At 40.3% G+C, this 13767-nt stretch carries 10 protein-coding genes; 7 read left to right on the top strand and 3 right to left on the bottom strand.

What is annotated here, in order from left to right; translation table 11 throughout:
• Window positions 1–214 precede the first annotated feature (214 nt).
• From QCD85_RS04610 to QCD85_RS04580, 7 genes are all read left to right on the top strand, one after another.
• Window positions 215–1096, top strand: coding sequence for an AraC family transcriptional regulator (locus tag QCD85_RS04610; RefSeq protein ID WP_273615087.1), 882 nt, complete (start codon window positions 215–217; stop codon window positions 1094–1096).
• 27 nt (window positions 1097–1123) lie between these two features.
• Complete coding sequence (locus tag QCD85_RS04605; protein ID WP_301261758.1) at window positions 1124–2362, top strand: acyl-CoA dehydrogenase family protein; 1239 nt, start codon at window positions 1124–1126, stop codon at window positions 2360–2362.
• Between the two features lie 78 nt (window positions 2363–2440).
• Complete coding sequence (locus QCD85_RS04600; RefSeq protein ID WP_273615091.1) at window positions 2441–2665, top strand: hypothetical protein; 225 nt, start codon at window positions 2441–2443, stop codon at window positions 2663–2665.
• Window positions 2666–3125: 460 nt separating this feature from the next.
• Entirely contained in the window at window positions 3126–4589 is a 1464-nt protein-coding gene (locus QCD85_RS04595) for a 3' terminal RNA ribose 2'-O-methyltransferase Hen1 (RefSeq protein ID WP_301261757.1), read from the top strand.
• On the top strand, window positions 4586–7225 hold the full coding sequence (locus QCD85_RS04590) for a polynucleotide kinase-phosphatase (RefSeq protein WP_301261756.1): 2640 nt from the start codon (window positions 4586–4588) through the stop codon (window positions 7223–7225). The genes QCD85_RS04595 and QCD85_RS04590 overlap by 4 nt, the downstream gene beginning before the upstream one ends.
• Before the next feature lie 66 nt (window positions 7226–7291).
• On the top strand, window positions 7292–8521 hold the full coding sequence (locus QCD85_RS04585; RefSeq protein WP_301261755.1) for an RtcB family protein: 1230 nt from the start codon (window positions 7292–7294) through the stop codon (window positions 8519–8521).
• Between the two features lie 368 nt (window positions 8522–8889).
• On the top strand, window positions 8890–10200 hold the full coding sequence (locus QCD85_RS04580) for an MFS transporter (RefSeq protein WP_301261754.1): 1311 nt from the start codon (window positions 8890–8892) through the stop codon (window positions 10198–10200).
• Between the two features lie 202 nt (window positions 10201–10402).
• Here the strand turns inward: QCD85_RS04580 and QCD85_RS04575 are convergent, their stop codons facing one another.
• From QCD85_RS04575 to QCD85_RS04565, 3 genes are all read right to left on the bottom strand, one after another.
• A complete protein-coding gene (locus QCD85_RS04575) occupies window positions 10403–11305 on the bottom strand; it encodes an SDR family oxidoreductase (RefSeq protein ID WP_301261966.1) in 903 nt (300 codons plus the stop codon).
• A gap of 196 nt (window positions 11306–11501) precedes the next feature.
• Window positions 11502–12566, bottom strand: a complete 1065-nt coding sequence (gene uxuA, locus QCD85_RS04570; protein ID WP_301261753.1) for a mannonate dehydratase — start codon at window positions 12564–12566, stop codon at window positions 11502–11504.
• Between the two features lie 130 nt (window positions 12567–12696).
• Window positions 12697–13626: an AraC family transcriptional regulator gene (locus tag QCD85_RS04565; RefSeq protein ID WP_274170793.1), complete on the bottom strand. Its 930-nt coding sequence runs from the start codon at window positions 13624–13626 to the stop codon at window positions 12697–12699.
• Window positions 13627–13767: the final 141 nt, after the last annotated feature.

Here is a 13767-nt window from a genome sequence, read left to right as displayed (position 1 = left end):
AGTACACATGAATTGGGGTAAAAAATGGGAATACAATCATATACCTATATGTATTTCTTTGGGAAAGATATCGCTCTGTTGAAATTATATAATGTATCGCTAGAACGGTCATGAAGCGGTGTGCGGTTTGTTTGTACTATTGTGCGATTTGAAATGATACAATAGAGAAAGAAATAGAATAAAAAGTGCATTTTGCTGGCAAAGGAGTCTCTCTATGAACTGGCCTGTAGATTTGCAAGAACCGATGAATATGCCTGATCCTTATTTTCCTATCAAAATGAATTTTTGCCATTCTTCAGAGTACGGACAGATTTTGTTCCCGCACCACTGGCATCCTCATATGGAATTTTTGTATTTTGAAGAAGGCGAAGCAATTATAGAATGCAATTCAGTACCAATTCATGTACATGCAGGAGATATTATTGTGTTAAATAGTAATGATCTTCATCATGGTATCAGTCTATGTAATCATCTGGTCTATTATGCGCTTATTGCTGATCTTTCTTCATTGCAAAGTCTTTCTCAAGATGCTGTAGAGACCAAATTTATTACGCCGATGACACAGAATCGGCTTCTTTTTCAAAGTTATATTACAACAGATGATGCGCTTGAACGCTGTATGAACGATATTGTACATGAATTCAAAACACGTCATTTAGGGTATGAATTATCGATCAAATCCAATATGTATCGCTTGCTTACTATGCTTGTACGTCATTATGTAATTGATGATTCCAACTGGCAAAATCATCACAGTCGAATCAAAAATTTGGAGCGATTTACTCCTATTTTGCAATATATCGAACAGCACTATGGGGATGAGATTCCTGTAGAAACGCTTGCCCGAATGGCAGGATTAAGCCGTTTTCATTTTAGTCGTCTTTTTCACGAATTGACCAATCGTACAGTGACCGAATATATCAATCGTGTGCGTATCAATCGAGCCGAATATTTATTGCTGAATAGCAGTATGACCGTAGCCGAGATTGCGATGGCTTCAGGATATAACGATATTTCGTACTTCAGTCGAACATTCAAAAAATACCGTAACGGTTCGCCTACTGAAATACGAGCATCATTTGCAAATGTGGAATAATACAATCTGAACACGAGGTGCTTATCGATGAATATACAGAATTATTTTGCAGTGACTGTGGAGCAACAGGAATTGGTACAATGGATCGGAGACATAGCAGATCGTTATGCAGATGGAGCAGTAGAAGCAGATGAACAGAATCATTTAAATGCAGAGCTGATTCAGGCGCTCAAAGACGCTGAGTATCATACCTTTTCAGTTCCTAAAGAATATGGCGGGAAAGGTATCTCGCTAACCGACTTTCTACTTTGTCAGGAACGGATAGCTCAAGTCGATGCACCGACAGCGATAGCGATAGGCTGGCATCATATTTCGATGTTTAATCTAGCGCAAAGTCGTGCCTGGGATGAAGATGTTTTTGCTGATCTTTGTCGTGATGTGGTTGAACATGGAGCATTAATCAATCGTGCGGATTCTGAAGCGGCAACAGGCAGTCCTTCACGTGGAGGTAGACCACAGACCAAAGCGACATTATCAGGAGATCAATATGTACTGAACGGTAGAAAATCATTTACAACGATGTCACCGATGTTAGATTATTTTCTGATCTCTGCAACAATCGAGCCGGATAACAAAGTGGCTGATTTCTTAATTCCACGTCACGTAGAAGGAGTATCAATCGATCCTGTATGGGATATGGTAGGGATGCGCGGAACCGCCAGTCATAATCTAGTCTTGGAAAATGTAACTTTACCATCAAAAGCTTGTGTTGGTATACGTCCAAATGTTAATCCAGATCAACCGCGTAAATGGGAATTAAGTGCATATATGATGAATATTCCTGCTAGTTATTTGGGAATAGCGATAGCCGCTAGACAACATGCGATTGATTTTGCATCAACCTATCAACCGAATAGTGTGAATGAACCGATTATTCATTTGCCTCATATTCAGCAGAAATTAGGGCAACTGGAGCTAGAACTGACCACAGCACGTCATTTTATGTATGCAGTAGCGAACCGTTGGGATATGGAGCAACAGAATAGATTGTCTGCTGGAAAAGGATCATCATCCGATTACCAGAACTGGAATAGTCCTGATATCGCAGCCGTCAAAACTGTAGCTATTCAAGCGGCAATATCGGTGACCGATCAAGCGATGCGTATCGTAGGTGCTCATAGTCTGGCAATGAGCCATCCACTACAACGACTCTATCGTGATGTACGCTTTGGTCTGCATAACCCGCCGATGGATGATGTCACGATTACTCAACTGGCACAACGTGCTATTCGTTCACAAGGTACAAAAGAAATAGCTACCAAATGAATACTGTATACGTAATATAAAAAGAAGTAGATTGATGTATCTAAAAATAAAGCGTAATTGCGTAAAGGACGAGATATTTTGTTGATTAACACACTGGCATGGATTGGAACATTGTTTATGGTATTAGCAGTTATTTTGAGCAGTCGTGGATTTGGAGAAATCGGTGTTAGAAGGCGCAATGATGATGCTGAAATTGAAGCTTATATGGCACGCAAAAAGAAAAGAATACAGTGGGCGATTCGAAGTTTTGGAGTGGCGGTTGTAATTTATATTGTGGTTTTTGTTGTTTATGCTATAGGATGACGTATTCAAGATAATGTTGACAGTGTCTGGAAAAACGTTATATGATGATCACAATTCAGGCAAGACAGTTAACATGATTAGATACATCAACCCATTAGGAATACACATATACTAAAAAAAGGAGGTCACGAGAAGATGAGTTATAATCCCGATTTGCAACTATTTGATCTAAAGAAAGATGAACAATCTTATTATCATCAGCGCAATTCGATACGTATTATAACGACTTATCATTCTGATCGGACCTCGCAAGATTTTATGCTTGCAGAATACATATGCTTATAGATTACCGCTTATCCTCTATGTTAGGAACGTAGAATGATACAGTTGTGTCTTACCGTATAATGATTCCAGTGTGTATAGCACTGTAGAGACCGCAGACGATTAAGTCTGTGGTCTTTTTTTATGTACAAATGGCAGATATAAACAGATCATGCTGAATTTGAAGGAGGGAATACAAATGTATTTAACAATCAAAGCAACCGGAGAACATGCGAATATGATCTCGCATTTATTAGCTAAAAATCCACATAACCTTTACGACCGTACCGAAAAAGGCGCTAGAGTGCGGTTGGTGTATACGTCTTTTGAGCCACACGATACAGAAGCTATATTATTTGTTACCCCTGATCCTATTGAGTTGGTCAAAGGCACTCCAGATCATTATGATATTACACAATATATTAACGATCGTGAATTAGCTGTTAGTAGCTTATTTTGCAGTTATATTCGTCCGGCATTAGGAACAGCACTCAATGGTAAGCCCAAAGCAGATTATATGAATTGGGTAGATTATCAATTTGATTTACAAATGACATTTGGGCCGGTGGCTTCTGATTTGCCAGATCATGTTGTAGAATCGTTGTTCCAACCGCTTGGTTATGAAGTGCAGATGGAGCGCGGGGAGATTGATTATTCATTTGATCTCAAAAACCGCAGTACAGTTCGTCATATTCAGATTAGCGGGCAACAAACGTTGCAACAGATGCTACGGCAAGTATATATTTTGATACCAGTTCTGGATAATTATAAACATTATTATATCAATGAAGATGAGATTGAGCGCTTACGACGTTATGGAGAAGGGTGGTTATCCACACATCCACAGCATGATTTGATGATTAAGCGCAGTCTACGATTTGCACCGTTAATTAAAGAATATGAACAACAAGTAGCCAATGATGCATCTATGGATACTTTATTAACAGAGATATCAACACATTCAGTAGAAGATGCTACAGCGCAAGCAGAATCTGCTGAACCACTCGAAATAATCGATGGTTTAGAGACTACCATTGAACCGCCTGTAGTGCGATTGAACGAATTGCGTTATCGTGCGATCGTCGAACAAGTTAGTCTATTGCCACAGCGTAAGCAAGTGATAGATTTTGGAGCAGGAGAAGGTAAATTATCTGTTCGTCTTGGGCAGATTGAAGGAGTCGAACAGGTCTGGGCGGTTGAACCTTCGATGCAATCTCAATTACGAGCGATTGATCGCTTTGCCAAGTTAGAAGGACGTACCGATGATGTGATTCCTGTGATTACTACCGGTTCATTATTTTATCGAGATGAACGCTGGATCGATCAAGACGTCATTATTTTATGCGAAGTGATCGAGCATATTAACGAAGTGCGATTACCACAAGTCATCCACACGTTATTCACAGATTACCGTCCACAGACTTTAATTATTACAACACCGAATCGAGAATATAACGAAGTCTATGATATGGATACAGAAGAGATTCGTCATGCTGATCACCGTTTTGAGTGGACGCGTGCAGAATTTGAACAATATTGTACACAGTGGATACAAAATAGACCGTACACCTTTACGATCTCAGGAATCGGTGAAAAGCATGAACAGTATGGACAACCAACACAGATGGTTGTATTTCACAGAACAGGAGGACAGCAGATATGACAGGGCAAATAACAGAGCAACGCAATGATTCAGCTACTTCTCCTATACACATTCCTTATGCAGGCATCGTCTTGTTAATGGGGGCATCCAACAGTGGAAAAAGTACGTTGATTGAGCAACTCAAACAACAACAAGTGATTGCAGAACATGAAAGTCTGTCCTCTGATCAATTTAGAAAAATAGTTGGTGATATCGATTATATTGATTGGCGACGACCGTCTCGTGAAGAAGGCGAAGTGATGTATCAACAGTACAAACGCATTTCGGATCAGGCATTCAAAGTGATGCAAGATGTATTGATTGCACGCTGTCGCTTAAATAAATTAACAGTAGTGGATGCCACTCATTTACAGCCAGAAGATCGAGCTCTCTATATCACATTGGGAAAACGATATCATGTACCTGTAATATTAATTGCACTTGATATATCAGATCAGACTTTAATAGAACGTGATCGTAATCGTGAACATCCACGAGGGCGACAACGTGTGAAGCAACAAGCACATCAATTTAAAAGAACAATAAAAGGTTTGCGAAGTGAAGGATTCGGCGCGGTACATGTGATCAAAGAACACAAATATGCTGATATAGGGTGGCAACGATCTACCAATCCGATGTTGATCGAACTCACGACAGGTATTGATGTTATTGGTGATATTCATGGTTGTTATGATGAGATGATCGAATTGATTCAGCGTCTGGGTTACGCAGTAGATAAGGAAGGATTATATCGTCATGCTGAAGGACGCAAATTAGTATCGGTTGGCGATATTATGAGCCGTGGACCGAAATCACTTGAAACGATGATCTTCTGGCAAAAGCATTTAGATGCAGACCTAGCATGGATGGTCGATAGTAACCATGGCTGGAAGATCGCTCGTTATTTAGAAGGCAGACAGGTCACAATGAATCATGGCGATGAACAGATTATTGAAGCGTTCCAGCAATACGAAGCGGAACATGGAGAAGAAGCGACGTTATCGTTAAAAGAAAAGCTAAAACAGATGTTGTTATCTACACCTTCGCATCTTGTATTTACCCAGCAAGGTGTTCAGCGAGTCGTTGTAACTCATGCCGGGATTCGAGATGATTTTATCGGTAAAAACTCCAAACGAATCGATGATTATTGCCGTTATGGAGATATTGAAGGAACCGATGAAGCAGGCACGCCGATTCGTAAAGACTGGTTTGTAGATCATACTTCAGGGGAATGGATTATATGGGGACATGATCCTCGTCCACAACCTACGACAGTCCATCAGACGATTAATATCGATCAAGGTGCTGTATTCGGTGGGATGTTAACCGCTTATCGTTATCCAGAACAGACATTTATTAGTGTCAAAGCGTATGCCGATTATGCACAAGATCCAAATAGCCCACTTGTTCGCTGGGAAGAAGGACGATTTGCTCCGCCTTCTTTATCACGCTTGATTGATGGGTATACGGTGCAGACAGAAGTCTATGGAGAAGTGAAAGTACGAAGTGAGTTTGTCAAAACAGCATTAGATACAACTTCACATTATACGATTCCTTTAGAAGAATTGATCTATATTCCACCAACGATGACACCACCGCCACAAGCGGCAGTTGCTGAGAACTATCTAGAACATCCAGCAGAAGCTATACACTATTATCGTACCCATGAAGTAGACACGATGATTGCCGAGAAAAAACATATGGGTAGTCGTGCTATTTTGTTATTATTCCGTAATGAACAAGCAGCTATACCTTATATCGGTAGGCCGCTTCATGGAACAATTTATACACGTACAGGTAGAGCTTTTTTCCAGACCGAGCTAGAGCGTGAAGTCTTGATTACTTTACAACAACAATTAGAAGAAGCCGGTTATTTTGCAAAGTATGAGACTGAATTTGTATTGATGGATGCTGAGATTGTACCGTGGAATCTCAAAGCACGTGAACTGATTGCTTCTCAATACGGGCATGTCTCTGAAGCGGCTACGATGGATCGAGATTATATTGTGAATCAATTGCGCAAAGCTCAAGGCGCTGGTATAGACGTAAATGAATGGATTCAGGAATGGACAATCAAACAGCAAAATGCAGCCATTTTCCGCGAAACGTTCCAGCAATATTGTTGGGATACTGATGGTATGGATGGGATTCGAATTGCTCCTTTTCATATTTTGGCACATAGTACGAGATCTCATATGGATCAGACTCATCAGTGGCATATGGAGCATGCAGAAGAATTAGCACAATACAGTGATTGGTTTATGGCGACAGAGTATAAAGTGATCACAGATACTGCCAGTGAACAAGAAGTGATAGCATGGTGGCAACAGTTAACAGAAGATGGCCATGAAGGTATAGTCATTAAGCCCGAGCAGATGATTATGCATCATCGTGAACAGTTAATACAACCTGCGATCAAAGTGCGAGGACGCAAATATCTGCATATGATCTATGGTATCGATTATTTGCATCCGAATAATTTGAGTCGTCTCAAACAACGTAAAACGCGTAAAAAAGAACGTCATGCACTAATGGAATTTGCATTAAGTGTAGAATCGGTAGAACGATTTGTAAGACGTGATCGTCTGGAGCAGATTCATGAATGTGTATTAGCGGCATTATCGTTAGAATCAGATGCTGTTGATCCACGATTATAGATTGCATTTGTAGAACTAACCTATAGCATAAAATAATCTCAAAATAACTGAAGGAGCGTGAATACAGTGGCTTTTCAAGTCATAGATGGTGTACGTGTCTGGGGTGAACCCGATGCAGGCGCACTAAGTCAGGCGGTAACTTGCGCGCAAACCGGCAATGTCGTCCAAGCTTTATTAATGGCAGATCATCATAAAGGATATAGTCAACCGATCGGTGGAGTGGTAGCTTATGATGGGCAAATCTCTCCGTCAGGTGTAGGTTATGATATTGCTTGCGGAAATAAAGCTGTTCGCACAAATCTGATGGCGGCAGATGTATTGCCGAATATCAGCAAGATTATGGATGGGATTGCAAACACGATTTCATTTGGAGTAGGGCGTAATAACAAACATAAAGTCGATCATGAATTGTTCGATGATCCTGATTGGGATGTATACAAAACAGCAGGTGATCTCAAAACGCATAATCTGTTAAAAGAATTAGCTCATAATCAATTAGGAACAGTGGGTAGTGGTAATCACTATGTCGATTTATTTGTCGAGCCTGTTAGTGGCAAGCTATGGATCGGGAATCACTTTGGAAGTCGTGGATTCGGACACAAAACAGCCAGTGGATTTCTTAATTTAGCCGCAGGACGAGAATTTCTTGCCAAAGCGCCTGGTGAACATATGGATCAACCGCCTGTACTGCTAAATATGAATGATGAATTAGGAGATATGTATTACCGCGCGATGAAGCTTGCTGGACGTTATGCTTATGCAGGTCGTGATTATGTCATTCAAGAAGTGCTGAAAGTGTTAGGAGCAGAAGCAGATTTTGAAGTGCATAACCATCATAATTTTGCATGGAAAGAACTGCATAATGATCAAGAAACGATCGTTATTCGTAAAGGCGCTACGCCTTCTGCACCCGGTCAGTTAGGATTTATCGGTGGAAGTATGGCAGATATCTCAGTAATTGTACGTGGTAAAGACAGTCTTGAAAATAAAGATTCCTTCTATAGTACGGTTCATGGTGCAGGACGAGTAATGAGTCGTACACAGGCGGCAGGGAAAATGAATTGGAAAACACGCACTCGTTCCGGTGGACAGATTAGTCCGGAACAGATGCAAGCGGCAGTCGCTGATTTTGGCGTAGAATTACGTGGAGCCGATACCGATGAAAGTCCATTTGCATATCGTAAGCTACAGACTGTACTGGATGCTCATCAAGAAACATTGGATATTCTGCATGTACTTCGACCAATCGGTGTATGTATGGCAGGCGCAAATGAATTTGATCCGTATAAAGATTAATATCATATTTAGAATATAGCTGCACTTTCCTAAGAGACTTTTACTGCTATCACAGCAGTAAAAGTCTTTTTTATTGATTTTTAATTACTTAATTGCGTTATTTTTATATAGATAATAAGTGTAAAATAGTCTAATATATTCTTGTAACTCATTCACGAATGTAGCATAATATAACATATGATTATGATACTTAAAATTGACAAATCGAAAAAGAAAATCATATACTAAATAATGGGCATTTTCACAAAAATTAAAACTTATTTTATACATAATTTATCCTGAAAAATGAATATACATACATTATACCTGTACATGATGTTGAAGTGCCTGTCATTGATTATTCCATTATAAGAAAGGAAGCGAAGCTATTGATTCGAAAATCATTTTATATGTTGTGGGGGACACAGACAGTTTCGAATATTGCCGATATTGTATATTTACTGAGTCTGATTACGCTCGTATTTACAGCCACCGGTTCGCTTGTGACCACAATTCTTATTCCATTATTTCGAATGTTATCTAAAATCGTGAGCGGACTTATTGCTCCATTAGTATTAGCCAAATACCGTCTGACTTCTATATTAATGGTATCGCAATTCGGGCAATTTGTATTATTTTCAGGTTTGATCTTTTATTTAAATAGTACAACGACACCTGCGTATTTGATTATCTTTTTGATCGTATTCGGGATGTCTTTTCTAGATGGATGGACAGACCCAGCGCGCAATGCTTTGATTCCGCGGTTAGCGTATGATGAAGGACTTATGAGAGCAAATGGATTTATGTCGATTAGTGATCAGATTATCAAATGTGCTGGTTGGGCATTAAGTGGTCTGATTGTAGCGATTATTGGCGCAATTCCAACGATGTGGATAGCAGCAATTTGTTATTTGTTAGCGATGGTGTTTACCGCATTTATCCGCGATCCTTATGCTTCTCCGCGTACAGAGCCTTCAGTGATTGCTGTTACAGCCGAAGATACTCTAGCAACAGAAGTAATCTCTGAATCACCAGCAAATACCACTTCTCGCTGGGAGCAATTATCGGAAGGTTGGAGAGTACTGGGGCGCAATCGTCGTGTTCGAATGTTAGCGATTATCGATAATATTGATACACTTGGTGGAGCGGCATGGATTGGTGCATTTGTACTTGCTTTTGTAGTACAAGTGTTACATCAAGATGCACGCTGGTGGGGATTTATGAATGCTTCCTTTTTTGTAGGATCGATCGCAGGAGGAATATTTGTTGTAGCCAGAGTGAAAAAGCTACAAAAAAATGCGTTTCCAGTGATGTTAATCAGCCTACTGGCTTATGTGATTATTACGATTTTCTTTGCTTATAATACGGTACCATTGATTGCATTGATATTGATCGGCTTGTCCGGCTTACCTGTACAGATTGCAGGAGTGATTCGCCGGACATTGATTCAGCAAAATTTAACACCTGCTGAAACGCCTAATGTGATGTCCGCTTGGAGTGTACTGAGTAATCTTACATTTGCGATAGCGATGTTATTGTTAAGCTGGTTTGCAGATACATTCGGTATGAGCAATATGTATTTACTCGCAGGTCTTTTAACACTCGCCGCTATTATTATGGGCTTTGTCAGCCGTGCTATTTTCCGCGAAGATTATGAAGGTTATCTACAGGATAAAAAGTTGGCGACTTCAAAATATTGATTGATTTGTAGCATCATCGTAACGATCTAATTTTGTTCGAAAAGCTAATAATCTATTATCAAGGTTTATTGACCATGATCTCTAGCAAACAAAGTAAAAGCCTGTTCTTACTCCGCATCGTGTGGGAATAATGAACAGGCTTTTTTGTATAATGATGAAATGACTAGAATTTATTCAAGTCTATATAAGAATCGTTACAATGTTATACGCCTGAGTACGCCATAAATCCACCATCGACAGGAACGGTAATCCCAGTTACAAAACCTGAAGCCTGCGAATCGGCAAGCCAGAGTAATGTACCCAGTAGATCAGACGGTTCACCGAATCTACGCATCGGGGTATGATTAATAATTTTATCAGCACGTTCAGTATAAGAACCATCTTCGTGTTTGAGCATTTTCGCATTTTGATCGGTTAAGAAAAATCCAGGTGCAATCGCATTTACTCGAATCCCTGCATCGGCAAAATGTACAGCTAACCACTGTGTAAAGTTATTGATAGCGGCTTTGGCAGCACTATACGCCGGTACTTTGGTCATTGGTGAATATGCACTCATGGACGAAATATTGATCACTGTTGCACCTTCACGGTGGATCATATTACGTGAGAAAATCTGGGTAGGAATCAATGTGCCGATCATATTCAGATCAAGTACATCGCGGAATCCATTGAGTCCAATATCGTAAAAAGTCTGCTTGGAGACATCATTCAGATGCTCTTCTCGAAAAGATTCCTCTGTCGTATTTGCATCAGGATGATTCCCACCAGCACCATTAATAAGAATATCGCATGCTCCAAATTCAGCCATCACTGTAGCTTCTGCTAGAATCACATTGTCCTCTTTGGTTACATCACAGGCTACTGCTATCGCTTCTCCACCAGCATCACGAATCTCAGCCGCTACCATTTCACCTTTGGCTAATGTACGATTTAAGATAGCAATTTTGCATCCTTGTCTTCCCAATTCGTAAGCCATGGTGCGACATAATACACCTGCTCCGCCTGTAATTACGACCACTTTGCCTTTAAGATGAGAGTGTAGTGGAAGCTCACTGGCTTCTGTCTCGGTAGGTGGTTCGCCGGCTGTTTTTTCAGCAGAACGAATCACTTCACGTAACGTTTTGTCTACAAGCGCATTCCCTGTTGAAGGCTTGGTAGGCGCGGTTGGAGGGACATCGGCAGCGAATAATGTATCTGTTTCTACATCTGAAGTAGGTTTATGATGATCGTCTTTTCCTGTAAAAGATTGGCTCAAAGGTATCCCTTCCTTTCACATAGTGCTTCTTTGGATGTTACAACGTTCAAGAATGCTTATATTGAAATGAATCCCACAATCCCCATAGATACATAATACCCAAAGCGCGGTCATACAACCCGTAACCCGGTCGACATTCTTCATTCCAGATATGTCTGCCATGATCCGGTCGGCAATATCCTGTAAATCCTTCTTCTTGATATGCCTGTACAATCCCTGTTAGATTCACTGTGCCATCTTGTGTACGATGAGACGTTTCTGCAAAATCGCCGTTCTCTTCCACTTTGACATTACGCAAATGGGTAAATGGAATTCGATCTGCAAATTCATGTACCATCGATACAATATCATTTTCTGGATTAGCTCCAAGTGAACCACTGCATAATGTGATGCCATGTGACGGACTATTATACATATTCAAAAAGCGCCGAATATTATCCTGACTGCGAATAATACGAGGCAGACCAAAAATCGACCACGGTGGATCATCAGGATGAATGGCCATTTGGATACCATTTGCTTCAGCGACAGGAATAATCTCATCCAAAAAGTACTGTAAATTATTCCACAAATCCTCTTCGGTAAATCCTTCATAAGCTTTGAACAATTCGGTTAAATGGGTTAACCGTTCAGGTTCCCAGCCGGGCATCGTTAACGCAGAATTGGCATTGATCTGGGCTACTAATTCCAGTGGATCGATATTTTCGATTTTACTTTTCTCATAAAAAAGAGAAGTAGACCCATCTGCCGCAGGACGATGTAGATCGGTACGTAACCAATCGAAAATAGGCATAAAATTATAGCAAATGACCTGTACCCCAATTTCAGCCAAATGGATAATCGTTTGTTTGTAATTGGCAATATACTGATCGCGTGAAGGCAATCCAAGCTTGATATCTTCATGAATGTTAACGCTCTCAACAACATGCGTATGTAGACCATAACGATTGGCAGTCGCCTGAATCTCATGAATCCGTTCTTGCGACCATACTTCACCAACAGGCACATCATGCAGTGCCCAGACAATGCCTTCGACTCCGGGGATCTGCCGAATCTGATCTAATGTGACGGTATCGTTATGCTCGCCGAACCATCTGAATACCATTTTCATTACGATAACACCTCCAACGTTTATAGTGCATATCCTGAATTGTATAAAATAAGTATAACTATAACAATAAAGTAAGAATATTCATTACACAACAACGAACTTGCCCGCCAGTAGGAGAGCAAGTTCATAGTTAGGCTTTCCATTCGGAAGGCATCATCATTTGATTTTTGCGATAATGACTGGGCGATATACCCGACCAGCGCTTGAATTGCCTGCTGAAATGAGCAATATCGCGATACCCCAAAATCGAAGCGATATCTTGTATCGACATTCGTTGATCGGACAATAATAATTTGGATTTGTGAAGCACAAGATTAGATAAGTAGCTACGTGGAGAAATCGCAAATACCTGATGAAAAATTCGATTGCAATGAGAAGGGCTGATACCTAGTTCTGCTGCAATATCATCAATCCCATAATGAGAATCAGAAGTCGCTTCCAGTTGAGCAATATTTCGATTAGCTATTCCTTGTAATCGAGCAGCAATCTGATGTGCCATCTCGACATGAGCATAACTAGCAGGAGCGAGTCCTGCCGCTTCATTAGATATCGCTTCCCAGAGGACACCAAACAATTCAAATACCGCAGCTTGCAGATGCATTCGACGCGTAATGATATGTTCATCTGTATGTTCGATAGGATTGGCAATTTTGAGTAAGTATGGTTGCATCGCTTGAGCTACTGCACTGGATTGTTTGAACATGACTTGATTCAATCGCTCTAACAAAGATAGAAATAAGCGATCATCAATATCGAAATGAATACAAAAATACGTAAAAGACTGTCCTTCGATCGTGCGACTGGAATGAGAAGTACCAGGTGGAAGAATCATCAGATCGCCCTTTTGCTGAACATAACTTTGAGAGCCAACAGTCATTAATTGTTGACCTTCTAACACATAATTAATCTCATATTGTGGATGATCGTGAATAGGATATTGCCAATCTGTACTGACAGTACGCAAGTGAATACCGAACAAATTCATTGTTGTCTGCACATCGGGAAAAATGGTCTCAGCTAGACTTTGTCCCCATTCGGGTGGAATAAAGGAAGTAGACATGGACAACCTCCAATCTCACTATAATGCTTGATTTGGGTAAATAGTGGAGCGATTTGGAAATGGTATTACAGAATGTAGTTTGTTAGGATAAATCTGAACTATTAAGGTAATTACTGATAGCATACACGGATACTTATCAAA

This window comes from Paenibacillus sp. PsM32 (assembly GCF_030433815.1).
GTDB classification, from domain to species: Bacteria; Bacillota; Bacilli; order Paenibacillales; family Paenibacillaceae; genus Saccharibacillus; species Saccharibacillus kyungheensis.
The sequence above is the reverse complement of the archived record's forward strand: the minus strand, read 5'-3'. Positions and strand labels throughout refer to the sequence as shown.